23 protein-coding genes are annotated in these 26,946 nt (G+C 37.4%); 17 read left to right on the top strand and 6 right to left on the bottom strand.

Features of this window, described 5'->3' with window-relative positions; all coding sequences use genetic code 11:
• The first annotated feature begins 19 nt into the window (after nucleotides 1-19).
• The 3 genes from ACJVDK_RS17495 to ACJVDK_RS17485 all read left to right on the top strand — a co-directional run bounded on the left by ACJVDK_RS17495 (nucleotide 20) and on the right by ACJVDK_RS17485 (nucleotide 3,382).
• The gene (locus ACJVDK_RS17495; protein ID WP_443937952.1) at nucleotides 20-685 is read left to right on the top strand and encodes a hypothetical protein; all 666 of its coding nucleotides are present in this window, start codon (nucleotides 20-22) and stop codon (nucleotides 683-685) included.
• A 179-nt stretch (nucleotides 686-864) separates the two neighbouring features.
• Nucleotides 865-1,800, top strand: coding sequence for a hypothetical protein (locus ACJVDK_RS17490; protein ID WP_443937951.1), 936 nt, complete (start codon nucleotides 865-867; stop codon nucleotides 1,798-1,800).
• Between the two features lie 280 nt (nucleotides 1,801-2,080).
• Nucleotides 2,081-3,382: a DEAD/DEAH box helicase gene (locus ACJVDK_RS17485; protein ID WP_443937950.1), complete on the top strand. Its 1,302-nt coding sequence runs from the start codon at nucleotides 2,081-2,083 to the stop codon at nucleotides 3,380-3,382.
• Nucleotides 3,383-3,540: 158 nt separating this feature from the next.
• On the opposite strand, the gene leuS is transcribed toward ACJVDK_RS17485, so the two are convergent.
• Entirely contained in the window at nucleotides 3,541-6,327 is a 2,787-nt protein-coding gene (gene leuS, locus ACJVDK_RS17480) for a leucine--tRNA ligase (protein ID WP_443937949.1), read from the bottom strand.
• A 263-nt stretch (nucleotides 6,328-6,590) separates the two neighbouring features.
• Here leuS and ACJVDK_RS17475 point away from each other — a divergent pair, with 263 nt between their 5' ends.
• Nucleotides 6,591-8,156, top strand: coding sequence for a M60 family metallopeptidase (locus tag ACJVDK_RS17475; RefSeq protein WP_443937948.1), 1,566 nt, complete (start codon nucleotides 6,591-6,593; stop codon nucleotides 8,154-8,156).
• A 64-nt stretch (nucleotides 8,157-8,220) separates the two neighbouring features.
• Here ACJVDK_RS17475 and ACJVDK_RS17470 read toward each other — a convergent pair whose 3' ends face one another.
• Nucleotides 8,221-8,631, bottom strand: a complete 411-nt coding sequence (locus tag ACJVDK_RS17470) for a hypothetical protein (RefSeq protein WP_443937947.1) — start codon at nucleotides 8,629-8,631, stop codon at nucleotides 8,221-8,223.
• A 196-nt stretch (nucleotides 8,632-8,827) separates the two neighbouring features.
• On the opposite strand from ACJVDK_RS17470, the gene ACJVDK_RS17465 reads away from it, so the two are divergent.
• The 8 genes from ACJVDK_RS17465 to ACJVDK_RS17430 all read left to right on the top strand — a co-directional run bounded on the left by ACJVDK_RS17465 (nucleotide 8,828) and on the right by ACJVDK_RS17430 (nucleotide 17,073).
• The gene (locus tag ACJVDK_RS17465) at nucleotides 8,828-9,706 is read left to right on the top strand and encodes a cell division protein FtsX (protein WP_443937946.1); all 879 of its coding nucleotides are present in this window, start codon (nucleotides 8,828-8,830) and stop codon (nucleotides 9,704-9,706) included.
• Nucleotides 9,706-9,933, top strand: coding sequence for a DUF3098 domain-containing protein (locus ACJVDK_RS17460; RefSeq protein WP_443937945.1), 228 nt, complete (start codon nucleotides 9,706-9,708; stop codon nucleotides 9,931-9,933). Before ACJVDK_RS17465 ends, ACJVDK_RS17460 begins: the two co-directional genes overlap by 1 nt.
• A 78-nt stretch (nucleotides 9,934-10,011) precedes the next feature.
• Entirely contained in the window at nucleotides 10,012-10,806 is a 795-nt protein-coding gene (locus ACJVDK_RS17455; protein ID WP_443937944.1) for an undecaprenyl-diphosphate phosphatase, read from the top strand.
• 25 nt (nucleotides 10,807-10,831) lie between these two features.
• On the top strand, nucleotides 10,832-11,563 hold the full coding sequence (gene truB, locus ACJVDK_RS17450) for a tRNA pseudouridine(55) synthase TruB (protein ID WP_443937943.1): 732 nt from the start codon (nucleotides 10,832-10,834) through the stop codon (nucleotides 11,561-11,563).
• Nucleotides 11,560-12,423: a YitT family protein gene (locus ACJVDK_RS17445; protein ID WP_443937942.1), complete on the top strand. Its 864-nt coding sequence runs from the start codon at nucleotides 11,560-11,562 to the stop codon at nucleotides 12,421-12,423. Before truB ends, ACJVDK_RS17445 begins: the two co-directional genes overlap by 4 nt.
• 19 nt (nucleotides 12,424-12,442) lie before the next feature.
• On the top strand, nucleotides 12,443-13,474 hold the full coding sequence (locus ACJVDK_RS17440) for a bifunctional riboflavin kinase/FAD synthetase (RefSeq protein ID WP_443937941.1): 1,032 nt from the start codon (nucleotides 12,443-12,445) through the stop codon (nucleotides 13,472-13,474).
• Nucleotides 13,475-13,639: 165 nt separating this feature from the next.
• Nucleotides 13,640-15,853 carry a cation:proton antiporter domain-containing protein gene (locus ACJVDK_RS17435; protein ID WP_443937940.1) on the top strand — a complete coding sequence of 738 codons (2,214 nt, stop codon included), beginning with the start codon at nucleotides 13,640-13,642 and terminating at the stop codon, nucleotides 15,851-15,853.
• Nucleotides 15,854-16,035: 182 nt separating this feature from the next.
• Nucleotides 16,036-17,073, top strand: coding sequence for a DUF2157 domain-containing protein (locus ACJVDK_RS17430; protein ID WP_443937939.1), 1,038 nt, complete (start codon nucleotides 16,036-16,038; stop codon nucleotides 17,071-17,073).
• A 640-nt stretch (nucleotides 17,074-17,713) separates the two neighbouring features.
• Here the strand turns inward: ACJVDK_RS17430 and ACJVDK_RS17425 are convergent.
• Nucleotides 17,714-18,334 (bottom strand): LysE family transporter, encoded by a 621-nt coding sequence (locus tag ACJVDK_RS17425; protein ID WP_443937938.1) that lies wholly within the window; start codon nucleotides 18,332-18,334, stop codon nucleotides 17,714-17,716.
• Between the two features lie 50 nt (nucleotides 18,335-18,384).
• Nucleotides 18,385-21,198 carry an excinuclease ABC subunit UvrA gene (uvrA, locus tag ACJVDK_RS17420; protein ID WP_443937937.1) on the bottom strand — a complete coding sequence of 938 codons (2,814 nt, stop codon included), beginning with the start codon at nucleotides 21,196-21,198 and terminating at the stop codon, nucleotides 18,385-18,387.
• Nucleotides 21,199-21,458: 260 nt separating this feature from the next.
• Here uvrA and ACJVDK_RS17415 point away from each other — a divergent pair, with 260 nt between their 5' ends.
• From ACJVDK_RS17415 to recA, 5 genes are all read left to right on the top strand, one after another.
• Nucleotides 21,459-22,043 carry an RNA polymerase sigma factor gene (locus ACJVDK_RS17415; RefSeq protein ID WP_443937936.1) on the top strand — a complete coding sequence of 195 codons (585 nt, stop codon included), beginning with the start codon at nucleotides 21,459-21,461 and terminating at the stop codon, nucleotides 22,041-22,043.
• Between the two features lie 82 nt (nucleotides 22,044-22,125).
• On the top strand, nucleotides 22,126-22,320 hold the full coding sequence (locus ACJVDK_RS17410; protein ID WP_443937935.1) for a hypothetical protein: 195 nt from the start codon (nucleotides 22,126-22,128) through the stop codon (nucleotides 22,318-22,320).
• A 163-nt stretch (nucleotides 22,321-22,483) separates the two neighbouring features.
• On the top strand, nucleotides 22,484-23,668 hold the full coding sequence (locus ACJVDK_RS17405; RefSeq protein ID WP_443937934.1) for an MFS transporter: 1,185 nt from the start codon (nucleotides 22,484-22,486) through the stop codon (nucleotides 23,666-23,668).
• Between the two features lie 95 nt (nucleotides 23,669-23,763).
• The gene (gene nth, locus ACJVDK_RS17400; RefSeq protein ID WP_443937933.1) at nucleotides 23,764-24,441 is read left to right on the top strand and encodes an endonuclease III; all 678 of its coding nucleotides are present in this window, start codon (nucleotides 23,764-23,766) and stop codon (nucleotides 24,439-24,441) included.
• A gap of 141 nt (nucleotides 24,442-24,582) precedes the next feature.
• Nucleotides 24,583-25,596 (top strand): recombinase RecA, encoded by a 1,014-nt coding sequence (gene recA, locus ACJVDK_RS17395; RefSeq protein WP_443937932.1) that lies wholly within the window; start codon nucleotides 24,583-24,585, stop codon nucleotides 25,594-25,596.
• Between the two features lie 93 nt (nucleotides 25,597-25,689).
• Here the strand turns inward: recA and ACJVDK_RS17390 are convergent, their stop codons facing one another.
• Together ACJVDK_RS17390 and tsaD are read right to left on the bottom strand one after the other, a co-directional pair.
• Nucleotides 25,690-25,890, bottom strand: a complete 201-nt coding sequence (locus ACJVDK_RS17390) for a hypothetical protein (protein ID WP_443937931.1) — start codon at nucleotides 25,888-25,890, stop codon at nucleotides 25,690-25,692.
• Between the two features lie 13 nt (nucleotides 25,891-25,903).
• The gene (gene tsaD, locus ACJVDK_RS17385) at nucleotides 25,904-26,905 is read right to left on the bottom strand and encodes a tRNA (adenosine(37)-N6)-threonylcarbamoyltransferase complex transferase subunit TsaD (protein WP_443937930.1); all 1,002 of its coding nucleotides are present in this window, start codon (nucleotides 26,903-26,905) and stop codon (nucleotides 25,904-25,906) included.
• Nucleotides 26,906-26,946: the final 41 nt, after the last annotated feature.

Raw genomic sequence — 26,946 nt, 5'->3', positions numbered from 1 at the left:
TCTTTTAAAACCTTTAACCATGAAAAAAATTAATTTATACACTTCTCTAATATTTTTATTTACTTTTCTTTGCGTTTCTTTACTTAAAGCACAATCACCCAATGAAATAAAGTTTAACATTTCTGCAAACACCAAAAATAACAATAAAAATAAGATTTCAATTAGTGCGCTTGTTGATTCAAAGCAATCGGGTGAGAAGGGGATTAATTTTGAACTGATCTTAAGAAATTATTCTTCTTCGGCTATTTTAATTAAAAATATAGCTGAAGAGTTGACTGTTGCCTTATACAATGAAAACGGGCTTGATCTTGCTATCCCTAACGAAGCTGGATTTCAAATTAACAGACGCCGTTCTGAGGTTAATTGGAAACTCCGCTCGCAATCGGTAATTCCTGGTTCAGTTTATATTAATGGCGAAAAACAAAGATATAATATCAAAGCTCAAGAATATATTAATATTCCTGCATATGGCACTTTAAAAATTAATCTAACAATAAAAAGCATCAAACTAGTGAAAAGTAAAGACGAAATGCTCCAAAAATCACTTAAACCGAGCATTGATCTATTAACCGGAAAATATAAATTAAAAATGTGGTTACTTGCTTCTTCAAAAGACCAAACTGAAACTACCGGCTATATTGTTGGCTTTGAATCTCCAATTATTGACATAGAGTATACCAAGTAATATGTTTACCTATCCCAGAAAAGTTTTTCTTCCAATTTGAGCTGGAAGGAAAACTTTTCATTTAATTAATTTTATCAATTGTTGATTGCCCCTGTAATATAAATCTACAACCCTAAATAACAAGTATTTGACTTAAAATAAAACCATCTACCTGTATGCTATACAAAAATTAAAATTCGATGAAAATAATTACCCTAATAGTAACTATCCTTGTGCTTTTACTACCAATAAGTAAAAGCTACAGTCAAACACAAACCACGACCATTAAAGGCAACGGCAAATCAATTGACACCATTATAACACGAAAAAAGGAGCTTAACTTTAATAAAGCTTATCCAGATAATTTCAACCCAAAAAATGAAGACATCCAAGCCCTAAGGCCGTATTTTGTGAAGGATATGGTTAAACCAAACGATTTATCGCATCCACAATATATTGCCAGCATTAAAGAGGCAAAGGCACGTTTGCCAGAAGCAAAAACACTCCTTTCAAAATGGCTTGAATCTAATCTATTTAAAGAGCGATTGGCGAAGATGCAGATCTACACGGAAAACGACTTAAATACCATTACCTTTACCTATCTACCCATATATTATGTAACACCCAATATTGTATCCTACAAAAACGGAGCGAATATTATCAATTACTACAATTTAGGGACTGGGGGCTTCAAATACCTCGCATTAAGAAATAATAAATTAATTGGTTTTTTAGACTTTTATCCCAACAATATTGATACTAAAATTGTTTTTTATGCCGTCCGCCAACAGGAATTGCAAAGCTATAACCAAGTCATACAACTGGGCAAATTACCCATTGGCTTAAGCCAAACTATTGGTTCCGGATCAAATAGTGCAGGAGGAGGAGGCTTTGATAAGTTCGGGTATGTAGAACAAGGACATTTAGTGCTTTCGTATTACGAAGAATATAAGTTAATCAATGCTGGGGCAGATGGCTATGTACCTCCTAATCCTCGCATACGTAAAGAGTACGTTATAGAAACCGTTGAGTCATTTTGTACAAGAAATGACGGAAGATCGCTTATTAATTCATGGGTAGAAAATGCTGTTACATACATTAACTATATTAAAAGATATCCACCAAAAAACAGATAACAATCTACTAAAGACTGAATAAATTTCCATCATTTAAAACCATCATCCCCTTTCTGCTCGTGTAGGAAGGGGATGATTTTTTTTTAGAAAACAGGAGGCAAGCCTTTACAGATTACAAACTTATCAAACACTCACTAGCCAAATACCAATTAATTCCACTATCTTTGCAGCGAAGCAGGAATAAGGGCTTGTTGTTCAATGCAACATATTCTCTCCGCAAGTTAGTCCTTCAGCAAAATGATTGTTCTAGCTTCTTCAACACATTTTATACAAAAAATACATGTTATTCAAAGAATTAAACCTCGTTGAGCCTATACTTAAAGCGCTCGAAAAAGAAGGTTATACAAACCCCACTCCTATTCAGGAGCAATCTATTCCAACTATTTTAGCTGGGAAAGATTTATTGGGTTGTGCACAAACCGGCACCGGAAAAACGGCAGCATTTGCCATTCCCATGCTGCAATTATTGCATCAAAAACACTTAAACACCAAAGCAAACAAAAACATAAAAGCCTTGGTATTAACACCTACACGCGAATTGGCCATTCAAATTGACGAAAGTTTTAAAGCTTATGGCAGCAATTTAAACTTACGTCATTTGGTTATTTTTGGAGGTGTCAATCAGTTTTCACAAGTAGAAGCCTTAAAAAAAGGGGTAGATATTTTAGTGGCTACGCCTGGTCGTTTATTAGATTTAATGAACCAAGGTTTTATTTCGTTAAACAGCATTGAATTATTTGTCTTAGATGAAGCCGATCGTATGTTAGACATGGGCTTTATTCACGATGTAAAACGAGTGGTTGCGAAATTACCGGCGATGCGCCAAACCTTGTTTTTCTCGGCAACCATGCCGGATGAAATCCAAAAATTAGCCAATACTATTTTATCAAATCCAACGAAAGTAGAGGTTACTCCTGTTTCATCAACCGCTGAAACCATCAACCAATCGGTTTATTTTGTAGATAAAAGTGAAAAGAAAAAGCTTTTAATTCATCTTTTGCAGGATAAAACCATCGAAACGGCAATTGTATTTACCCGAACCAAGCACGGAGCCGATCGTATTGCACGCGATTTAGGGCATGCTGGAATTAAGGCGGCGGCTATTCATGGTAATAAATCGCAAAATGCCCGTCAAAGAGCATTAACCGATTTTAAAGAGAAAAATATTCGCATTTTAGTGGCTACTGATATTGCCGCTCGAGGAATTGATATTGAACAATTATCGCATGTGATTAACTACGAATTACCCAACATTCCTGAAAGTTATGTGCACCGAATTGGTCGTACCGGACGTGCGGGCGCGGATGGAAATGCTATTTCGTTTTGCGATGCAGAAGAAAATGAGTATTTACTCGATATTCAGAAGTTGATTAAAATGACGCTTCCTATTGTTGAAGACCATCCTTTTCCACTGAGCTGGGAAAACATGCTTGCCAAAAACCAGGTAAAACGCAAACCGCAAGCTCCTTCGAAAGGCGGAGGCCGAGGAGGCAAAAAAAACGGCGATGGCAACATGAGTGGCAAACCAAGAAATGCCAGCAACAACCGTAAATTTGGCGGAAACAGAAGAAAAAGAGATTAAAAAAGATTGAAGGTGTAGGGTGTAAAATGAAAAACGCTAAAACACATTGTCAACCATTTTCATTACCGTTCCGACTTTAGTCACGGGAATGAAATCCTAGTTGTGTTAGTACAAAAAAATCCTCACAGGTTTTGAAAACCTGTGAGGATTGACATAGTTTAAACTACTACGTTTATAATTTTCCCTTTAACGAAAATAATCTTCTTAGGCTCTTTTCCATCTAAAAACTTTTGGAAATTCTCATCAGCCAATAAAATACTTTCCACTTCTGGCTGCGTCAATGTTAAGCTTAAGTTTAAGTTCATTTTCATTTTACCATTGATAGATACTGGATAGGCAAATTCATCTTCCACTAAATATTCCGGTTTAAAGATTGGGAATTGCGCATACGACAAGCTTCCAGCCTCATTTCCTAATAAGGTCCAAAGCTCCTCGCAAATATGCGGTGCATACGGCGATAAAATAATCACTAAATCTTCTAAAACCTGACGGTTTTTGCATTTCAAATCCGTTAGTTCATTCACGGCAATCATAAAGCTCGATACAGATGTATTGAACGAGAAACGCTCGATATCATCTTGTACCTTTTTAATAATTTTATGCAGCGATTTTAATTCAGCTTTTGTTGGAACTGTATCGTTTACATGGAAAGCACTTTCTTCATTGTGGAACAGACGCCAAAATTTACGTAAGAATTTAAACACGCCTTCAATTCCATTGGTATTCCAAGGTTTGCTTTGCTCTAGGGGACCTAAAAACATTTCGTACATACGCAAAGTATCGGCTCCATAACGCTCAATCAAATCATCGGGATTAACCACGTTGAATTTCGATTTCGACATTTTCTCAACCTCCACGCCACAAATGTATTTTCCAGCTTCTAAAACAAATTCAGCATTGGCATATTCTTCACGCCACGCTCTAAACTTCGCTAAATCTAAGGTATCGTTCTCTACAATGTTAATATCTACGTGTAATGCCGATGTTTTATATTCTTTTCTTAGTCCAGCCGAAACAAAGGTATTGGTTGGTTTGCCATCTTCGTTATTTACGCGATAAACAAAATTACTCCTACCTTGAATCATCCCTTGGTTAATCAACTTTTTGAAAGGTTCTTCTTCTTTGGTATAGCCCAAATCTTTTAAGAATTTGTTCCAGAAACGACTGTAAAGCAAGTGACCGGTGGCGTGCTCTGAGCCACCAATGTACAAATCAACTGCTTTCCAGTAATCAATTGCTTCAGGCGATGCAAAGTTATCATCATTGTTGGCATCCATATAGCGATACCAGTACCAGCTACTTCCAGCCCAACCTGGCATGGTGCTTAATTCGTAATGATCACCATCTTCTGGCGTCCAATCTTCCGCTCTAGCCAATGGAGGCTCTCCGGTTTCGGTTGGCAAATATTTATCAATTTCCGGCAAAATTAAAGGTAATTCCTCCTCTTGTACCAAATACGGTAATCCATCTTTAAAATATACAGGAATAGGCTCACCCCAATAACGCTGACGACCAAAAATAGCATCGCGTTGGCGGAAATTAACTTTCGCTTTTCCAAAACCTTTTTCCTCTAACCAATTATTTAAAAAGGAAACGGCTTCCTTATATGTCATTCCGTTGATGAAACCAGAATTGATATAGGTTCCTTCTTTCGTTGGATCGGCTTGAACATCAATTTCCTTTTGTGCATCTAAAATTTGTACAATTGGCAAATTAAAATGCGTCGCAAACAACCAATCGCGTTGATCGCCACTTGGAACGCCCATTACAGCACCAGTTCCATAACCAGCCAACACATAATCCGCAATCCACAATTGAACACGCTCTCCGCTTACCGGATTTAGCACATAGGTTCCAGTAAAAGCACCCGAAACCGTTTTAGTATCCGCAATGCGGTCTAATTCCGATTTCTTTTTGGTTTGCGCAATGTAATTTGCGATATCTTGTTTTTGTGCATCCGTAGTTAATTCAGCCACCCATTCATGTTCAGGAGCCAACACCAAATACGAAACACCAAAAATGGTATCTACACGCGTGGTAAAAACTTCAATTTGTTTATCGCTACCTTCTACCTGAAACTTCACCGATGCGCCCACACTTTTGCCAATCCAATTGCGTTGCATTTCTTTAATAGGTTCTGGCCAATCGATGGTATCTAAACCTTGCAACAAGCGATCGGCATAGGCCGTTATACGCATGCTCCATTGCATCATTTTCTTTTGCTCAACCGGAAAACCGCCACGCTCCGAAAATCCGTCTTTTACTTCATCATTCGCTAAAACGGTTCCTAATTGAGGGCACCAGTTTACGGTACTTTCTCGTAAATAGGTTAATCGATATTTTAATAATTCGGCTTGTTTTTCTTCTTCTGTAAACGTTGCCCAATCGCTTGGTAAGAACGCTTTTACATCCTCATCACAAGCTGCTTTTACATCGGCTGTGCCCGCACTATTAAATTTTTCAATCAAGGTTGAAATATCTTCTGCTTTATCGTTTTCGATGTTATACCACGAATTAAATAACTGCATGAATATCCATTGGGTCCATTTATAGTATGATGGTTCACTGGTGCGTACTTCTTTACTCCAATCAAAAGAAAAACCAATTTGGTCTAATTGACGGCGATAAGTTGCAATGTTCGCTTCCGTTGTAATTGCCGGATGTTGTCCTGTTTGAATGGCATATTGCTCAGCAGGTAAACCAAATGAATCGTATCCCATGGGATGCAATACATTAAAGCCTTTTAAACGTTTGTAACGTGCAAAAATATCCGAGGCAATATAACCCAGCGGATGACCAACATGTAAACCCGCTCCCGAAGGATAAGGAAACATATCTAAAACATAATATTTGGGTTTAGCAGAATCCGTTTCGGCTTTAAATGTTTTATTATCGGCCCAAAACTTTTGCCACTTTTGTTCTATCTCTTTAAATTGGTAATCCATTGAATTTGCTCTAAATATAAAATTGCACACAAAACTAAGGTTTTAAAACCGATTTGTAAATCTCTTTATCCGCAAAAAAGCCAACTCCTTTAAAAACGAATGCAAATAAGCATTAGCCGCATCAGCTGGTTTTGTAACAAACAAAATGGACAAACGTTTGATGGTTGCTTTCTTTCAAAAACACATGGTTTCGCGCTATCATGCATATTCCTGTTTCCCTATATTCGAACAAAAATTCCTTATTACACACTTACTAATAAAAAATGAAACACCTAATTCTGCTTCTTCCTTTCCTTTTTTTCGTAGGGAAAAATGTGAAGGCTCAAAATGCCCCCGATTTAAGTTCTTTGCAAAAAGACTTATCAATATTCAACGATAAGTTAGCCACCCAACTGAAGAAAAATGTTAAAAAGGCTGCGATTGAGAAAATTGAAAATAACGAAATTAGAGAGGCCGCGCTTGAAATGTTTGCAAAAAAATATGATTTCAAGTATCGCTTAGCGGATTACAATGCCTATTTATCTCCTGAAAGCCTAGGCAAGAAATTATCCATTGGTAATGGTTACAGTCAGTACGAAAACATGACGGGAATTTATCTTCCTTTGGGCAAACACGTGGTTTTGGTTGAAAATATGGCCGATAATAAAACCATTAATTTAGTGATACCCAACTGGAACAGACGCCCAGCAGAAGGAGTTATTCCAAACAAAGATCCAAATGGTTGGGGTATCAAAAAAGTAAAGTATCCCTTAAAAAATGGTATCAATGTAATCGATGTGCAAGATTTTGATGGGCTGGCCTATATCGACTATTATTCTGAAACGCCTGAAAAAGAAAACAAACTGCGTATCCATTTTATCAGCGGCAAAATAAATGGCTATTTCGATGCTGGGAAACAAAAAAATGAAGACTGGAATGCTTTATTGGACAACGCTGTTTACCCCATGTTGGATGCTCGCGGAAAACACATTCAAACAGTATATCCAAAAGCTGACTTAAAAAAATATGCTTACAATAAAGGAATTGAATTATTAGACAGCTACGATACCTTGGTATACCGTCAATACCGAATAATGGGTTTAATAAAGTACAACGAAGTGCCCAATAATAGGATTTTAGCACGTGTAAATTACAATTACTACATGTTTAGAGACCAAGATGGTGTAGCCTACATGGGCGGAACAGCGGGGTATGCTTTGGGTAAGGTGCTTGATCCGAAACAAGTAAAATCGGGCGATGCTGCCTGGGGCTTCTGCCACGAAGTAGGCCATGTGCATCAATTAAGACCTTATTTTAACTGGGGTGGATTAGCCGAAGTAAGTAACAATATTTTTGCCATGTACGTTACACGATCATTGGGAGGACAATCGCGTCTGCTTAAAGGCAATCATTATCAATTAGAAAAGCAAAAATCGATCGATAAAAAAATTAGTTATTTAAAAGCAGGGGGTAATTTTGAAATGCTGGTTCCCTTCTGGCAATTACAATTGTATTTCGAAAAAGCTGGCAAGAACCCAGATTTTTATCCCGACCTTTTTGAAGCATTTAGAAAACAGGCGGATAATTTTGCTAAACTAAAAGAAAAACCAGAGCGAAATCCAGCGGTGTACCAGCTAAACTTTGTTAAAACTGCCTGTGAAATAAGCAAACTAGATTTAACCGACTTTTTCGATGCCTATGGTTTCTTTAATCCAGACACTTTTGAAATAAAATCGTACGGCACCTATCAGTTTAGCATGACCCAAAGTATGGCGGATGAATGCCGAAAAGAAATAAAAGCTAAAAATTACCCGAAACCAGTTTTAGACATAACCAGTCTAACCGACTAATAAAAAAACGCGTAGCTTTTAAAAATAGCTACGCGTTTTTTTTGAATGTTTAGAATTTCTTGAATTATTTGGTTAAATAGTAAACTTTAACCACGTTACTTTTATCAATTTTAGCGGTAAACTGAAATTGATTAGCAGTTAAATTGTTTACCGTACAATACGAATCGCCTTCGTTTGGAAAACTCATTACAAATTGCTCTCCAGTACTAATGTACGTTCCAATTGTCCGATTGGTTGTAGACAAACTTAGCTCTACTTGATCATCCACATTCCCTTTGAAATCCATGTACTGATCACTTTGCCCGTAGGTAAAAGTGCCATTTTTTAAAGGATCCGTGTAGCCTGTCACCTCTATTTTACTTAACGACCATTTTCCAATCATACGGGCCTTTAATGATTCGGTATCCTTTTTACAAGACACCATTGAGATAGCAGTTAATAAAAATAAGCTGATTACAGCGAGGTGTTTTTTCATAGCAATTTTTTATGATTTTATAATGTAACGCCTCCAAACCAAATTTCGTACCGTTTTTTAAGAATTACCAAAATTCAGTTTCGAAATTTATTTCCAAACATGTGCGAATGCATGCATGTTAATTGCATTAAATACCGCCATTAATTGGAGTATATCGGGTATAATTTATATTTTCGCAAAAACAAAATCGAAATACATGGAAGAATTCGAAGTAAGTGACGCCTCTAAGAAAACCAAAACAATCTATATATCAACTATATTTAGCATTGCCTTGGTCCTTCTCATGTTGGGGCTACTGGGCTTAATACTTGTACATGCCAAAAATTTATCCAACTACGTTAAGGAAAACATTGTTTTAAACATTATTGTAGATGAGGGCGCGAAAGAAACGGATATTTTGGCCTTTCAAAAAGAGTTGAATAGTAACCCCGCGGTTAAGCAAACGCAATACGTAAACAAAGAGCTCGCTGCAAGAAATTTAACGCAGGATTTAGGAGAAGATTTTGTTAATTTCCTAGGATACAACCCTTTAACATCAACATTTGATATTTATTTAAAAGCTGATTATGCCAATACCAAAAGTATTGATGCTTTGAAAGCAACCATTTCGCAAAATCCTGTTGTGAAAGAAGTAGTGTATCAAAGCTCTTTAATTGATATGGTTAATAAAAACATTCGAACCATAGGTTTAATTATTTTGGCCTTTGCTTCTATTTTATTGTTAATCTCCATTGCACTGATTAACAACACCATACGTCTAGCTATTTATTCGCAACGCTTTTTAATTAAAAGTATGCAATTGGTTGGTGCAACAAAAAACTTTATCAGACGTCCTTTCTTAATGTACGCCTTTTTACACGGTTTAATTGCAGCATTTATTTCAATTATTATTTTGCTGGCTACATTGATGTACGCACGAAAAGAAGTACCCGAAATCATCATCTTAAACAATGCCAAAGAATTTACCTTGGTATTTTTAAGTCTGGTAGCTATCGGCATGTTTATTACCGGTATTAGCACCTATTTTGCTGTTACCAAATATTTACGTTTAAAATCTTATCATTTATATAGATAATGGAAACAAAAAAAACAGCTCCTGTTACGAAGGAAGAAAAAAGTGAATTGGTTTTCACAAAAAAAAATTACCAATTATTATTAATTAGCATGGCCATTGTGGTGATTGGTTTTATTTTAATGATGGGTAAAGAGGGCGATATTTACGATTCAAGACGCACCTTAATTGCTCCATTAACGGTATTATTTGGCTTCGTATTTGGCATTTATGCCATTTTAAAGAAGTAAAAAACATCTCTTTCATCGGCTTTTAGCAACCTCTAAAAGCCGATTTACTTTAAAGACGTTTACGCATACACCCTACTCATGAATTATTTTCAAGCACTTGTTCTGGCCATTATTGAAGGATTAACGGAGTTTTTACCTGTATCAAGCACAGGACACATGATTATTGGCTCTTCTTTAATGGGAATTGCCAGCGATCCCTTTGTGAAACTTTTCACTGTTGCCATTCAGCTTGGAGCTATCCTCTCGGTAGTTGTGCTATATTTTAAACGATTCTTTAAAACGATACACTTTTACATCAAACTTTTGGTTGCGTTTATTCCGGCCGCTATTTTTGGTCTTTTGCTAAGCAAAAAAATTGATCAGCTTTTAGAAAGCCCATTAGCCGTTGGTATATCCCTTCTGGTAGGTGGTATTATTTTATTATTTGTAGATAAATGGTTTAACAAGCCAACCATTAACGAAGAAGAAGAGGTTAATTACCTCACGGCTTTGAAAATAGGATTCTTTCAGTGTATTGCCATGATTCCGGGTGTATCGCGTTCGGGCGCTACTATTGTGGGTGGTATGAGCCAAAAATTGAGCAGAAAAGTAGCCGCTGAATTTTCGTTCTTTCTGGCGGTACCAACCATGTTTGCAGCCACCGCAAAAAAACTATACGACTTTTATAAAGAAGGACATACCATTACACACGAGCAAACAAACCTTTTAATTGTCGGTAACATTGTTGCTTTTATTGTCGCTTTATTGGCCATTAAAAGTTTTATTGGATTCTTAAATAAACACGGCTTTAAAGTTTTTGGCTGGTACAGAATTGCTGTTGGCCTAATCATAATTGTTTTATTATTAGCCGGACACAACCTACAAATTATTTAATCCGTATCTTTGCGGAAAAAAGAGTTTGAGTACAGAAAATACAAAATTTAGAGACTTCAATTTTGCCGAAGGCGAATTATTATTAATCAATAAGCCCTTAACCTGGACTTCTTTTGATGTAGTAGGAAAAATCCGCAACTCGCTAAAGCCCTTAAAATTAAAAGTAGGTCATGCCGGAACGTTAGATCCGCTGGCTACGGGTCTTTTAATTATTTGCACCGGTAAATTAACCAAACAAATAGACACTTTTCAAGCCGAAGAAAAAGAGTACACAGGTACGATGATTTTAGGTGCCACCACCCCTTCTTTCGATTTAGAGACGGAGGTAGATCAAACCTTCGATATACAAGGCATTACCTCAGAAGCAATTTACGAAGCTTGTAAACCTTTTATTGGCGATATCGAACAGTATCCTCCGGCACATTCAGCCGTAAAAGTAAATGGAGAACGTTTATACGTAAAAGCACGATTAGGCGAAGAAGTTGAGCTCCGTAAACGCCATGTAACGGTTAACGAATTTGAAATTACCCGCATCGAACTTCCCGAAATTGATTTTAGAATCGTGTGTAGTAAAGGCACGTACATCCGTTCCCTAATTTCAGACTTTGGCAAACATTTAAACAACGGCGCCTACTTATCTAAACTAACACGAACCCGCAGCGGAAACTTTTTGCTTAAAGATGCGTTTGAGGTTTTAGAACTTGTTAATTATATTCGTAGCAAGAAAGAAGAAGCAAAAGCACAAAGCGAAATATGAATCACCTGAAAAGTGACCCTTCTCGTTTTTTAAAAGAAACCTTTTTAATTGCGGCAGGTATTACCTCTGCTTGTTTTGGATTAAAAAGCTTCTTAATGCCTAGCCATTTTATAGACGGTGGGGTTACAGGTATCTCCCTACTTGTTAGCACCTTAACAGGATGGAAACTTTCTTATTTAATTGTCCTCATCAACATTCCATTCGTACTTTTAGGCTTTAAACAAATTGGAAAAGGATTTGCCATTAAAACAGCCATTGCTATTCTGCTGTTATCTGTAGCGTTGATGGTGCTGCCTTTTAAACCAATTACGCACGACAAACTATTGATTGCATTTTTTGGTGGTTTCTTTTTAGGCGGAGGAATTGGCTTAGCCATGCGAGGTGGTTGTGTAATTGATGGCACCGAAGTACTGGCACTATATATTAGCAGAAACAGTGTTTTAACCGTTGGAAATATTATCCTCATCCTAAACATCGTTATTTTTGGTTTTGCTGCCTACTTTTTAAATATCGAAACCGCTTTGTATGCCATCCTAACCTATTTATCGGCCTCTAATACCATCGATTTTATTGTAAATGGATTAGAACAATATACTGGCGTAACTATCATCTCAGACAAGAAAGATGAAATACGCGCGTTTATTATCAACGATATGAAACGCGGTGTTACCGTTTATAAGGGCGAAGGCGGGTACGGAGAACACAAAGACATCGATATTTTATATACGGTGGTTACAAAACTCGAAATGAGCAAATTGCAAACCATGATTAGACAAATTGATAGCGAAGCTTTTGTCATTCAACAGCAAATTGCCGATTTAAAAGGAGGCGTAGTAAAACGCAACAATACTTTACATTAATATTTTATCAGTCAATACCTTGAAAATATACCATCATCTTTCAGATTTTAAGAAACTCGACAACGCCATTGTAACCATTGGCACTTTTGATGGTGTACATTTTGGCCATCAAAAAATTATAAAACAACTGGTAGCGAAGGCAAAAGCCGATGGCGGAGAAAGTGTTATTCTTACTTTTTTCCCGCATCCGCGGATGATTATTGATCCTGAAAATCAGCATCTAAAAATGATTAACACGATCAATGAGAAAGCGAGAATCCTACAATCATTGGGTGTTGATCACTTAATTATCACACCATTCACGCGCGATTTCTCAAACCAAAGCCCTGAGGATTATATCAAAAATATCTTGGTCAACACCATTGGCACCAAACACATCATCATCGGCTACGATCATCGTTTCGGGAAAGACCGTGCAGGAAATTTAACCGATTTAAAAGCCGCAGGCATACAGTATGGTTTTAGCGTAGAAGAAATTATGGAACAAGACATTCACGATGTGGCTGTCAGCTCAACGAAAATACGAGCCTCTTTACTTTCTGGTGATGTTAGCCTTGCTGCCGATTACTTAGGCTATCCTTTCTCTATTTTCGGTCGCGTAATTAAAGGCGACAAAATTGGCCGAACCATTGGTTTCCCAACGGCCAACATCTTTGTGGAAGAAACCTATAAACTAATTCCGGGCGATGGTATTTATGCTGTAACTGTTGAGTTAGAGGCCGAAAGCTTAAAGGTAAAAGATGAAAGCGAAAGACTGGAAAAGGAGGGTTTGCAACCCGCAACTCCTAATGCACAACAAGTAACCAGTAACACCCAGATCGTAACTTACAAAGGAATGGCCTACATCGGACAACGCCCAACCATAAACGGAATGACACGTAATATTGAAGTAAATATTTTTGATTTTAATCAAGAAATTTATGGGCAAGATATTCAAATGAATTTCTTAACATTTTTACGCGAAGACGTTAAATTCACCGGATTAGAAGCACTTACCTTGCAATTGCAAAAAGATAAAGAAGCCAGTTTGGTCTATTTTGATAGCCTTTAATCGGCTATAGTTTACTGCTCGGCCTTTAAAAAAAGTCTCATTTTCGTTATATTTACGGCAATGGGACTTTTTTATTGTGAACACATACTGGTTACAAATACAAGTCCTGTTTAACGCTTTTTAAGCTAAACAATCAATTTCTATCTAAAAGCAAGCGAATTTTACATGCATTTACCCAATTTAATAGCCGATTTAGGATTAATTCTCGCCGCAGCAGGAATTACTACCCTCATATTTAAAAAAATTAAACAACCGCTTGTTTTAGGATACATCCTTGCCGGACTTTTGGTTGGGCAACATTTAGATTATTTCCCTACGGTAACCGATACACAAAGCATCCAAATTTGGGGCGAAATTGGCGTAATCTTTCTTCTCTTTAGTTTGGGCTTAGAATTTAGTTTTAAGAAACTCGTAAAAGTGGGTGGATCGGCCTCTATAACGGCCATTATTAAAGTTGTTTGTTTGATTTTAGCAGGCTATGGCACCGGAAAATTAATGGGTTGGAAAGATATGGATAGCCTTTTTTTAGGAGGAATCCTATCCATTTCATCTACCATGATCACCATTAAAGCTTTTGAGGAACTCGGCTTAAAACATAAGAAATTTGCAGGCCTTGTATTTGGGATTTTAATTGTTGAAGATTTAGTGGCCATTTTACTTTTGGTGCTTTTTTCAACCCTAGCCGTTAGTCAGCAATCGGCAGGTACCGAAATGTTACTATCCATTTTAAAATTGGGTTTTTTCCTTGTTTTATGGTTTTTAGGGGGCATCTTTTTAGTTCCGACCTTTTTAAAAGCTTTTAAAAAATTTATGAACGACGAAACCATGTTAGTCGTTTCACTCGCTTTATGTTTAACCATGGTATTATTGGCCGATAAAGTAGGCTTTTCACCCGCGCTAGGCGCTTTTATTATGGGATCCATTTTAGCAGAAACTACCGAAGCTGAACGTATTGAACACTTAACAAAATCGGTAAAGGATTTATTTGCTGCCGTATTTTTTGTGTCGGTAGGTATGCTGATTAACCCAGTTATGTTGAGCAAATACCTATATCCGATCTTAATAATCACCTTCGTGATTATTTTTGGAAAGATTATTAGTACTGTTTTAGGCGCCTTACTTTCTGGTCAACCGTTAAAAACCTCGGTACAAACTGGGATGAGTTTGGCGCAAATAGGTGAATTTTCATTTATCATCGCCTCGCTAGGTCTAAGCTTAAAAGTTACCAGCGAATTCCTGTATCCCATTGCCGTGGCCACCTCAGCCATTACCACCTTTGCAAGTCCGTATTTAATTAAACTTGCTGAACCCTTTTATCAGTTTTTAAACAAAACCTTACCTAAAAAATGGCTCGATGGAATCGAACGCTATAGCTCCAGTACAGAGGGTATTACTACCAAAAGCGATTGGAAAATACTTTTACGGGCGTACATCATGAACACCATCATCCATTCGGTTATTATTATTGCTATTTTGTTTATCGCCTATCAAGTTGTGCAACCCTTTATTGAGCAAAATTTTGCCAGTAGCATTCTTTCTAAAAGCATTTCTTTAACCATTTCATTTATTCTGATGGCTCCTTTTTTATGGGCTTTATCGCTTCAACGTATCCAAAAAACGGCGTATTCGCATCTTTGGTTAAACAAAACGTATACTCGCGGACCTTTAATTGCCATTGAAATTTTCCGGGTAACTTTGGGCTTATTTTTTGTCGGCGCATTGCTGTTTACCTTTTTTAACACCTGGATTGCTGGCGTAATTGTCTTCGTAATCGTTTTTTTAGGGATGTTCATTTTCTCGCGCAAACTGCATTCATTTTATTCTAAACTCGAGCATAGATTTATCTACAATTTGAACGCAAGAGAGATGCAAAAACCCGCCATTTTACCCTGGGACACGCACTTAACAGAGATAAAAGTTGATCCGGAATCGGAAGTCATCGGAAAAACCTTATCCGAATTAATGATGCGTGAAAAATATGGTGTAAACATTGCCATGATTGAACGCGGACATAAAGCCATTCCAACTCCTGGCCGCGAAGAAAGGCTTTTCCCTTATGACAATCTACTCTTGATTGGTACCGACGATCAACTGGCCGATGTGAAAGCGCTCTTACAAGTTGAAACCCCTGCGACTGAACAGGAAAATAATTTCCCAAGTAAAGAAATGAATTTACAACAAATTAAAGTGCATGCCGATTCTCCCATTTACGGTTTAAGCATCCGCAATGCAGGAATTCGCGAAAAAGCACAAGCCTTAATTGTTGGTATTGAACGCGGAGAAGCAAAAATCCTCAATCCATCTTCCGATTTTGTTTTCGACACGGGCGATGTAATTTGGATAGTAGGAAATAATAAACGTATTAAAGAAATACTGTAGCTGCAGGAGCAAAGATAGCTGCAAACAGGAAATAACAATCTATAAACCAACAACCTATGCTTCAACTACCTCAAAATTGATTAGCAACCGGTAACGCGCAAAAAAATATGGTATAAATATTGTATCTTCCTTTTTAACAGAACGTTGAAATCGTAAAAAGAAATAAACGCCTATCGCTAAGCATGAAAATAGACAGAGAAAAAAGTGAGTTTTTAGATGATATGCTTGATCAATGGGAAACCGACGGTTTAATAAATGCCGAAACAGCAACCAAACTGCGTAAAAGTTATGAAACCAAAAATTTTGATTGGTTACGCTTAGCCCAATATGCCTTTTGGATTGCCTTAGGCTGTGGTTTTATTGCACTAGGCGCACTTTTAATTGATAAATCTATTCTAAACTATTTACAACGCTTATACGACACCCCTAATAGCATTATTTCTTTAATCTCGGCTGGTATAGCAGCATGGCTTTACATTATTGGTTTCCGTCGGAAAAAGAAACTACCGCAGTTTACCTTTAGCAACGAAGCAATTGTATTAGCCGCCATCTTATTTACCGCCAATGGAATTGCCTATTTCGGGAAAGCTTTAGGCAGCAGCACAGGCAATTTCTCTATCCTTATTTTACTCGCAGTAATGGTTTATGCCACTGTTGGCTACATATACCGTTCGCGTTTAATTTGGACATTCGCGGTAATCTCTTTAGGTGCGTGGTTTGGCACCGAAACCGGTTATCTAAGTCGTTGGAATTATTATTTCTTAGGAATGAATTACCCCCTACGTTTTGTGCTATTTGGAGCTACCTTAACCGCCGCTTCATGTATCATGAAACGAATAAAGAAAGTGGAACTATTTTTCCCTGTTACGTACCTCGCTGGTATGATTTACCTATTTGTATCACTTTGGCTTCTGTCTATTTTTGGCAATTTTGCCAGCTTAACAGAATGGTATGCTGTTCGACAGCTTCATCTCTTTTACTGGGCTATCTTTTCGGCCTTGGTATGTGTTGGCAGCATGCTATTTGGCTTAAAATACCACGATGCAATTGCCCGCGAATTTGGTATTACTTTTCTGCTTATAAATCTCTACACCCGCTATTTCGAGTATTTTTGGGATAGCTGGCACAAAGCATTGTTCTTTGCAGTATTAGCAGCCTCCTTTTGGCTTATTGGCCGTAAGGCCGAGAAGATTTGGCATCTCGATTTTTTGAAAAAGTAAGCTACTAAAAGATAGGGATAGTACTAACTTGAACTCGATTGTTAGTTACAATAAAATTTTCGAATGTCTATGAAATTGCCTTTCGAGAATGTACTAAAAAATCATCCCCCTGCCCCTTCAAAGGGGGAAATAGCCAGCGTCCAAACTGAAAACGTACACATCCTAGGCGTTTTGTCGGTGTCCCCTTTGAAGGAGGCAGAGGGATGACAACAACTCAAATACATATTAATTATTAAAAATACAATTTCCGAACTCCTACTATTTAGGAAAAAATCTTCTCGAAACAAGGGTATTACCTACCTTCATTATATTGAAAATCAACACTTTAACAAGCGTCAAGACAGATGAAAAATTGTCGAACTCCGGTTACTAGGAAATATTTGATGGTGATTTTCAACTTTTCTGCTCGAATGATGACAAGGAACTTTTTTTTGCAGGTTAGGGGAAACCCACATAATGGTATACTAATTAAAAGATAACGATTGTTGTTAACAGACCAGCTCGCAATCGATTGGTTTAATGATAGGTTCAAGCTCACGTTCACCTAGTACCTCTAGTTTGATTGGGACTACTCGATTCAAAAAACTAACATACGACCTTCACCAGCAGCATTAGACTATTGGTGAAGGAATAAACTATTTTATTTTAAATGGCATAAAATCAAACTTTGCTTCGTAATTAAATAAGCTGCCAAAACAAATAAGAAAATAGCAATCGATTTATTAATTAATAGGCTACTGAGTGCAAACTTTTCTTGAATATACCGGGCAAAATGGGCGTAACCATACAAGGCTAAAGCAGAGCCAAAACCCGATCCAATGCTAAAAACTACCAATGATAGGTAATTCGTTTCAATCCACTGATGTAAAATAACATAGTTTCCAAAAAACAACCAAAAAGGAATTTGAACAGGATTTAAAACGCCCAAAATTAAGCCATAAAAAACACTTCCACTGCGTTTATCATTGCTTTCATCTTTCGTTTTAGGCACTTTCTTCCGATTAATCCAAGTAAAAGTTCCCATTACGATAAACATAACAATCATAAAAGCATCAACCAAAGTGCCTAGTCGCACTTCGCTTACTGCTTCATTCGGATTAATATCACTCATGGCCCAACGCGCAAAGCGCATCATCCCAAACGTAAAAAATACTTCTACGCATGAAAAAGAGAGGATAAAATACCAAGCTTGACGCATACCTCTATTGATAGTACGTTGAGCGACCGTTAAATTTATGTTGCCTGGAGGAATGTATCCCATGGCGTTTAAGGATAGACCTAATAGAAACGTCAAAAATAGCATCGCCAAAATTATCGATTTAAATTCAAATGTGCAGCTAAATATTTTCCGGTATATGAATCAGGTTGCTTTGCCAACTCTTCAGGCAATCCTTCGAACACCAATGTTCCACCCCCATCGCCGCCTTCTGGACCAATATCAATTACCCAATCGGCACATTTAATCATATCCATATTATGTTCAATCACCAAAATGGTATTGCCTTGCTCAATTAAGGTATTCAGTGCTTTCAATAATTTTTTAATATCATGAAAATGCAATCCGGTAGTAGGTTCGTCAAAAATAAACACCGTTTTTTGCGCATTGTTTCCTTTAATCAGGAATGAAGCTAATTTAATTCTTTGCGCCTCGCCGCCTGATAGGGTATTCGACGATTGTCCCAAATGCACATAACCCAAACCAACATCAACCAATGGGTTCAGTTTATTTAAAATTTTAGGCTCATCTTTAAAGAAATCAACCGCCTCATCAATGGTCATGTCTAAAATTTGAGAAACATTTTTTTCTTTGTAGGTAATATCCAGAACCTGTTGCTTAAAGCGTTGTCCGCCACAAGCATCACAAGGCAGATAAATATCGGCCATAAACTGCATCTCAATTTTCACTTCACCTTCGCCTTGACAAACATCACAGCGACCACCTTCTACATTAAACGAAAATGCTGCAGGCTTTAAACCCGCCGCTTTTGCTGCTGCCTGCGATGAAAATAAGGCTCGAATATCGTCCCAAGCTTTCACATAGGTAACCGGATTTGACCGGCTTGATCGACCGATTGGATTTTGATCCACCAGCTCAACCCCCGACACTGAATCATAATTACCAAAAATACCATCGTAAATACCTGTTTGTTCGCCAGAATAATTCCCAATCGCCTTTTGCAGCGCCGGGTATAAAATCTTCTTCACTAAACTCGTTTTCCCTGAGCCTGACACGCCACTAACCGCGGTAAAAACACCTAAAGGAAACTTTACATCAATATTTTTCAAGTTATTCTCTCGAGCACCTTTAATCAGAATGTGGTCTTTCCATTTTCTGCGATGCTCTGGAATCGCTATGTGTTCAACACCGGCCAAATACCGACCTGTCAAACTATTTTTATCTTTTAGAATTTCTTCAAAATTGCCACTGAAAACCAAATTACCGCCATTGGTACCTGCTTCGGGACCAATATCAATAATGTGGTCGGCAGCACGCATCATCTCTTCTTCGTGCTCCACAACCAATACCGTATTTCCCACATTTCGCAACGAGAGCAATACTTCAATCAATTTATTGGTATCGCGTGGATGCAAACCAATACTTGGCTCATCCAATACATACACAGAACCAACCAAACTACTTCCCAAAGAAGTAGCCAAATTAATGCGTTGTGATTCTCCTCCTGACAACGTATTAGATAAACGATTTAAGGTTAAATAACCCAAACCAACGTTGTTTAAATACAAAAACCGGTTGCTAATTTCGGCCAACAAACGTTTGGCAATTTTCGCATCGTTGGGACTTAACGTTAATTCATCGAAAAATGGAAGTGCTATCGACAGAGGCATTAACACAACATCAATAATCGATTTATCTGCTATTTTAACATAGGAAGCATCTTTACGTAAGCGCGAGCCTTTACAATCTGGGCATTTTGTTTTTCCGCGGTAGCGCGATAACATGACCCGGTATTGAATTTTATAGGTTTGTTCTTCTAATTCTTTAAAAAAATCATCTAATCCAGCAAAATATTGATTGCCGGTCCACAATACTTTTTGTTCTGCCTCAGTTAATTGATTAAAAGGACGATGAATGGGGAAATCAAATTTCGACGAAGCCTTGATAAAATTTTGTAACCAAACGCCCATTTTTTCGCCGCGCCAAGGTGCAATCGCATTGTCGTAAACACTTTTACTTTTATCCGGAACCACCAAGTCTTCATCAATACCGATCACACTGCCATATCCTTCGCAGCGCTTACAAGCACCATACGGATTATTAAACGAGAAGAAATTTGGCGTAGGTTCTTCAAACTTAATTCCATCCAATTCAAAACGATCGCTAAAATGCTTGGTCTTCTTATTGGCTTCCACATAGCAATCGCCTTTCCCTTCAAAAAATGCCGTTTGTACAGAGTCTGCTAAACGGTTTAAAGTTTCTTCCTCCTGATTGGTAACAATACGGTCAATTAATATTTGAACTGTTTTTTCATCTGTGAGTTCTACATCAACAAAATCGGTATCATCTAAAATGGATTCAATTTTTTCAATTTTATTGTTGATTAAAACTCTTAAAAAGCCTTTTTGTAATAAAACCGCGAGTTCTTCTTTGATGGTTCTGTTGTTATGTGGAAAAAGCGGACAAAAAATGGTAACCGTAGTATCATCTTCCATTTTTTGGACATAATCAACCACCGTGCTAACAGTATCTTTTTTTACTACTTGGCCCGAAATAGGTGAAATCGTTTTCCCGATACGCGAGAAAAGTAATTTTAAGTAATCATAAATCTCCGTGCTCGTGCCAACAGTAGAGCGAGGATTGGAGGTAATAACCTTCTGTTCGATAGCAATTGCCGGTGCAATTCCTTTGATATAATCTACATCAGGCTTGTTCATACGCCCCATAAACTGACGGGCATAGGCCGATAAACTTTCCACGTATCTGCGCTGACCTTCGGCATACAGGGTATCAAAAGCAAGCGAAGATTTTCCCGAGCCCGACATGCCCGTTACAACTACCAATTTATTTTTAGGAATGGCAACATCTATATTTTTCAAATTGTGTACGCGGGCACCTTTTATAATAATATTTTTGTGCGGATCTTTTTCGGCCTCTTTTTTGCTCATAGATAATCAGACTATAAATAATTCCCTTCTACATCGAAAGGATTATTTTAATAGCAGACAAAAATAAGGTACTGTGACGGTTAATTTGTTTTTTAATATTCAAATTTTTGTTTTTTGATAAAAAAACACTTTCTTTGAATAATCACGCCCTCACAAACCAAACTAACAAGGACTCATAAACATAGGAGAGCAGCTATAGAAATTAAACCTCTACAAATTAATTTTTAGCAAATAGTACGGGATTAGTGTTAAGTACACCTATGAATTTACAATCATATAATGATCAGGATCTGGTAGTGATATACATTGCCGGAGATGAAAGCGGATTGCAAGAACTTTTACGTCGCCACAAAAGCAAAATATATACCTCTATATATTTATTGGTTAAAGACCAATATTTAGCCGAGGATATATTTCAAGATACCTTTATTAAGGTAATTAATACGGTACGCACCGGGCGATACAACGAAGAGGGAAAGTTTTTACCCTGGGTAATGAGAATTGCCCATAATTTGGTAATTGACCATTTCAGAAGAGAAAAACGAACCCCTATCATTACCAACTCGGAAGGATTAGATGTATTTAATACCCTACACTTTTACGATGAAAGTGCAGAAGACAAAATGTTGCGCGAACAAAGTCACACCGATTTAAAAGCCATGATTCATTTATTGCCTGATGAACAAAAAGAAGTGCTTTTAATGCGTCATTACGCCGACTTAAGTTTTAAGGAAATTGCAGAATTAACCGACGTCAGCATCAACACGGCCCTGGGTAGAATGCGGTATGCATTATCCAATCTGCGTAAAATGCTTAAAACAAAAGAAATAACTTTTAAAGGATAACATAATTGTTACAAAAAAGATGTAGGCGATTAAAATAAAACATATGGGCAATCGTTAAGTTTATAAAAAACTTTCGTTGCTTATGACAAAAACCTCTACATCAAAACACAATGCAAATTTATCCGGAACAATAGTGCATCAGTCATTCGCTGACGCTGAAAGGGATTTGGAGATTGCCTCATTCTACGACGGAATTAAAGGGCAATTGGATGAATTAGCAAAAGACCCGCAAGATGAAACCATCGCACGGATTTTAACACACAGCAGGTCCCTGTAAATTTTTATCACAAAGAAGAAGCTGCTTGCCATCCAAGCAGCTTTTTTTGTACCCCAAAATTCCCCAATCCTACACGACAATTAAAGTAACTTAGCTTTCAAATTACATTTCTCCTACAAAAAAGCTTTATCTTTGCATAGTGTATTTTTAACACTAAGCACCCATGAAAAAACACTTACTACCATTAACATTAGGCGGTTTAGGCATCGGAATTACTGAATTTGTAATGATGGGTTTATTGCCTGATATCGCAAAAGACTTATCCGTGAGTATTCCAAAAGCTGGTCATTTAATTTCAGCCTATGCATTAGGCGTTGTAATTGGCGCTCCCCTATTGGTAATGATTGCAGGAAAATATCCGCCCAAAAAAATTCTAATAGCCTTAATGGTGATGTTTACTGCTTTCAATGCATTTTCAGCCTTTGCTCCTACTTTTAACACCTTGTTTATTGCTCGTTTATTATCCGGCTTACCACATGGTGCTTTTTTTGGTGTAGGCTCGGTAGTAGCTAGTCGTATAGCCGAAAAAGGGAAAGAAGCACAAGCTGTTTCCATGATGTTTATGGGACTTACCATTGCCAACATTATCGGCGTACCGCTTGGAACATTTATTGGACATAATTTTTCATGGCGCATTTCATTTGCCGTAGTGGTATTGGTTGGTTTAGTTACACTACTTAGTTTAAAAGTATGGTTACCAGCTTTAGACGCTGCTAAAAACCGTGATTTAAAAGCAGAACTGAGCTTCTTTAAAAAGCTGGATGCATGGATTATCATTTTGATGATTTCGATTGGTACGGGTGGATTATTTACCTGGTACAGCTACATTGCTCCTTTGATGACAGAAGTAGCAGGCTTCAGTCCCAACGCTGTAACCTACATTTTAATGCTAGCCGGTTTAGGTATGATGGCCGGAAATTTCTCAGGTGGCATTTTGGCCGATAAATTTTCTCCAGCCAAAACTTCAGCCGCACTTTTAGTCATAATGGCAAGTACCTTAGTAATTGTTCACTTTACTTCAGCAAATCAATCGTTATCGCTAATCATGACTTTCATCACCGGCGCCATTTCATTTGCATTAGCTGCACCTATCCAAATGCTGATGATTCAAACGGCTAAAGGTTCAGAAATGTTAGCCGCTTCTGCCAGTCAAGCAAGTTTTAACATTGGGAATGCTTTAGGTGCTTTCTTTGGTGGATTACCTTTGGTGTATGGTTACGATTTTACTTCGCCTGCATACGTTGGTGCTGCTATGGCATTAGTAGGTTCATTATTTGCCTTTTGGTTGATAAAAAATAATCAAGGTGTTAAGGAAGAAGTTAAAATAACGGCCACGTCCTTTCATTAGCAACCTGCATTTTCTGTCTAGCGCAAAAGAAACTTTAATCACCAAAAAAACTGAGTGAATAAAATTCCTGTGCCCTCAATTACATATATTTGCCCATGCTTAAAAAAGAACGTTACAAACGCTTTGTAGAACACTTTTCGGCTAAACAGCCCGATGCTGAAACCGAATTACATTACAACAACCCCTATCAACTTTTAGTTGCGGTCATTCTATCTGCACAATGTACCGATAAGCGTGTAAACATGGTTACCCCGGCTCTTTTTCAACGTTTTCCGAATGCAAAGGCTTTGTCTGAAGTTACGTCTGACATTGTTTTTGATTACATTAAAAGCATTAGTTACCCCAACAATAAAGCGAAACATTTGGTAGGCATGGCCAATATATTGCTAAACGAATTTAATGATGTAGTACCTTCTAACATCGACGATTTACAAAAGATGCCTGGTGTTGGACGCAAAACCGCTAACGTAATTGCTTCGGTTATTTACAATGCACCGGCCATGGCTGTTGATACCCATGTGTTTCGCGTAGCCAACCGTTTAGGATTAACGAACGGAAAAACACCCTTGGCCGTAGAAAAAGATTTAGTAAAGAACTTACCAGAACACGATATTCACATTGCGCATCATTGGCTCATTTTGCATGGCCGATACGTATGTTTAGCGCGAAGCCCGAAATGCGATCAATGCGATATCACTCACATGTGCCGTTATTTTGAGCGACAAAGCAAAGTAAAAAACAGCGCACAGAGCTCCGAAAAGGCACATTCTTAAAAAAAAATTATTTTACTATTGACATTAGCTAAAAAACAATTAATTTAGCTAAATATTTTAGCAAAAAGAATTACTAGTTTTAAACATTTGGGCATTATAGCCGATAAACAATTATATTTACGATTATCAAAATAAATAAAGATGAGTACTGCAAATCCAGATAAATTAAAAGCCCTGCAACTAACCTTAGATAAGTTAGAAAAGTCTTATGGAAAAGGAACCATAATGAAACTTGGCGATACTGCTGTTGAACCCATTGAGTTCATTTCTACAGGTTCTATCGGTTTAGACATCGCATTGGGTATTGGTGGTATCCCGAAAGGGCGTATCATTGAAATTTATGGCCCTGAATCATCGGGTAAAACAACTTTGGCTACACACATTATTGCTGAAGCACAGAAAAAAGGTGGTATTGCAGCTTTTATTGATGCGGAACATGCTTTCGATCAATTTTACGCTAAAAAATTAGGTGTAGACACCGATAATTTACTCATCTCTCAACCCGACAATGGTGAACAAGCATTGGAAATTGCCGATAATTTAATTCGCTCAGGCGCTATTGATGTATTGGTAATTGACTCCGTAGCAGCTTTAGTTCCTAAAAGTGAAATTGAAGGCGAAATGGGCGACAGTAAAATGGGTTTACATGCTCGCTTGATGAGTCAGGCATTGCGTAAACTAACTGGAACCATCTCAAAAACGGGATGTTGCTGTATTTTCATTAACCAATTACGTGATAAAATTGGTGTAATGTTCGGTAACCCTGAAACCACAACAGGTGGTAATGCCTTAAAATTTTATGCCTCGGTGCGTTTAGATATCCGCCGTACTTCACAAATTAAAGATTCTGACGAAGTATCGGGTAATCGCGTGAAAGTTAAAATCGTAAAAAATAAAGTTGCTCCTCCTTTCCGAATTGCCGAGTTTGATGTCATGTTTGGAGAAGGTATTTCTAAAAATGGAGAAATTATCGACTTAGGGGTAGATTTTGGAATCATCAAAAAAGCAGGTTCATGGTTCTCTTATGGCGATACCAAATTAGGACAAGGAAGAGATGCTGTAAAACAACTCTTAAACGACAATCCTGAACTTGCCGAAGAGCTTGAAACAAAAATTAAAGCAGAAATTACAAGCGATATGCTAGAAGAAAAATAAATCTTACCATACCGCAGTTAAAAGGAAATCCCATCAAAAAATTAATATTTTGATGGGATTTTTTATAAGATGCTGTGTAGACGAAATGAATGATTAGTCACCTGAGCTAAAAACGGCATTAAAATCTTTGGTAACATATACAATTACCAAAAGCGCAGCGATTAATAACGCGCCTAAAATTAATACACCTATACTGCCTTTGAATTTATTTTTATCTTTTCGAATGAGGTAATACAACATACCGATAAGCGGTATTGCACATACTATCCAAAAAACTAATGATGCTCCTTTCATAATTTACTTTCTTTTAAAATTCCATTCTCGCCATTGGCGCTACCTCTTGCCCTACAAAATCTCCCTTCAAAAATTTCTGATACCCTGCAATGGCTATCATACCTGCGTTATCAGTACAGTATTGGAATGCTGGAATATAAACATTCCACCCTAATTCCTCTGCATATTGTTGCAAGGAATTGCGCAACCCCGAATTTGCAGACACGCCCCCAGCGATGGCAATTTCTTTAATGTTGTACTCCTTGGCCGCCTTTTTCACTTTGTTCATCAAAATTTGAATGATACTGTATTGCACTGAAGCACATATATCGTTCAAATTTTCTGCAATAAAATTCGGATTTTCCTTTTCTTGATTGCGAATAAAATATAAAATAGATGTTTTAAATCCGCTAAAACTAAAGTTTAATGCAGGAATTTGAGGTTCGGCAAACTTGAATGCTTTTGGATTTCCCAGCTGTGCATGCTTATCAATTAAAGGTCCGCCGGGATAAGGAAGATTTAAAATTTTTGCTGTTTTATCAAAAGCTTCGCCTGCCGCATCATCTAACGTTTCACCTACAATTTCCATATCAAAATAGTCCCTTACCAGGACAATTTGCGTATGACCGCCCGATACTGTTAAGCATAGAAAAGGGAAATTAGGTTTCGGATCATCAATAAAGTGCGCAAGAATATGCGCATGCATGTGATTTACAGATATAAGCGGTATATTTAAGCCTAAAGCAAACGATTTGGCAAAAGAAACCCCCACCAAAAGAGAGCCTAATAAACCCGGACCGCGTGTAAAAGCTACCGCAGTAAGGTCCTCTTTTGTTACCCCTGCATTGATTAATGCCTGATGTACAGCAGGTACAATGTTCTGCTGATGAACTCTCGAAGCCAATTCGGGAATTACACCACCATAATTTTGATGAATTGTTTGGTTTGCAATAACATTGGCAGTAATTTTGCCGTTGTTACATATTGCAACCGAAGTATCATCACAAGACGATTCAATAGCGAGTATGATTGACAATTTATTTAAATTTTAAAACGCAAAATTATTAAAAAACTATT

Origin of the sequence: Pedobacter paludisoli (assembly GCF_052344095.1) — a bacterium.
Taxonomy (GTDB): domain Bacteria; phylum Bacteroidota; class Bacteroidia; order Sphingobacteriales; family Sphingobacteriaceae; genus Pedobacter.
The sequence above is the reverse complement of the archived record's forward strand: the minus strand, read 5'-3'. Positions and strand labels throughout refer to the sequence as shown.

Bases quoted from the DNA above. Each gene is read 5' to 3' on its own strand.
- ACJVDK_RS17495 (WP_443937952.1), top strand. From the start codon at position 20: ATGAAAAAAATTAATTTATACACTTCTCTAATATTTTTATTTACTTTT.
- ACJVDK_RS17490 (WP_443937951.1), top strand. From the start codon at position 865: ATGAAAATAATTACCCTAATAGTAACTATCCTTGTGCTTTTACTACCA.
- ACJVDK_RS17485 (WP_443937950.1), top strand. From the start codon at position 2,081: ATGTTATTCAAAGAATTAAACCTCGTTGAGCCTATACTTAAAGCGCTC.
- leuS (WP_443937949.1), bottom strand. From the start codon at position 6,327: ATGGATTACCAATTTAAAGAGATAGAACAAAAGTGGCAAAAGTTTTGG.
- ACJVDK_RS17475 (WP_443937948.1), top strand. From the start codon at position 6,591: ATGAAACACCTAATTCTGCTTCTTCCTTTCCTTTTTTTCGTAGGGAAA.
- ACJVDK_RS17470 (WP_443937947.1), bottom strand. From the start codon at position 8,631: ATGAAAAAACACCTCGCTGTAATCAGCTTATTTTTATTAACTGCTATC.
- ACJVDK_RS17465 (WP_443937946.1), top strand. From the start codon at position 8,828: ATGGAAGAATTCGAAGTAAGTGACGCCTCTAAGAAAACCAAAACAATC.
- ACJVDK_RS17460 (WP_443937945.1), top strand. From the start codon at position 9,706: ATGGAAACAAAAAAAACAGCTCCTGTTACGAAGGAAGAAAAAAGTGAA.
- ACJVDK_RS17455 (WP_443937944.1), top strand. From the start codon at position 10,012: ATGAATTATTTTCAAGCACTTGTTCTGGCCATTATTGAAGGATTAACG.
- ACJVDK_RS17445 (WP_443937942.1), top strand. From the start codon at position 11,560: ATGAATCACCTGAAAAGTGACCCTTCTCGTTTTTTAAAAGAAACCTTT.
- ACJVDK_RS17435 (WP_443937940.1), top strand. From the start codon at position 13,640: ATGCATTTACCCAATTTAATAGCCGATTTAGGATTAATTCTCGCCGCA.
- ACJVDK_RS17430 (WP_443937939.1), top strand. From the start codon at position 16,036: ATGAAAATAGACAGAGAAAAAAGTGAGTTTTTAGATGATATGCTTGAT.
- ACJVDK_RS17425 (WP_443937938.1), bottom strand. From the start codon at position 18,334: ATGGGATACATTCCTCCAGGCAACATAAATTTAACGGTCGCTCAACGT.
- uvrA (WP_443937937.1), bottom strand. From the start codon at position 21,198: ATGAGCAAAAAAGAGGCCGAAAAAGATCCGCACAAAAATATTATTATA.
- ACJVDK_RS17415 (WP_443937936.1), top strand. From the start codon at position 21,459: ATGAATTTACAATCATATAATGATCAGGATCTGGTAGTGATATACATT.
- ACJVDK_RS17410 (WP_443937935.1), top strand. From the start codon at position 22,126: ATGACAAAAACCTCTACATCAAAACACAATGCAAATTTATCCGGAACA.
- ACJVDK_RS17405 (WP_443937934.1), top strand. From the start codon at position 22,484: ATGAAAAAACACTTACTACCATTAACATTAGGCGGTTTAGGCATCGGA.
- nth (WP_443937933.1), top strand. From the start codon at position 23,764: ATGCTTAAAAAAGAACGTTACAAACGCTTTGTAGAACACTTTTCGGCT.
- recA (WP_443937932.1), top strand. From the start codon at position 24,583: ATGAGTACTGCAAATCCAGATAAATTAAAAGCCCTGCAACTAACCTTA.
- ACJVDK_RS17390 (WP_443937931.1), bottom strand. From the start codon at position 25,890: ATGAAAGGAGCATCATTAGTTTTTTGGATAGTATGTGCAATACCGCTT.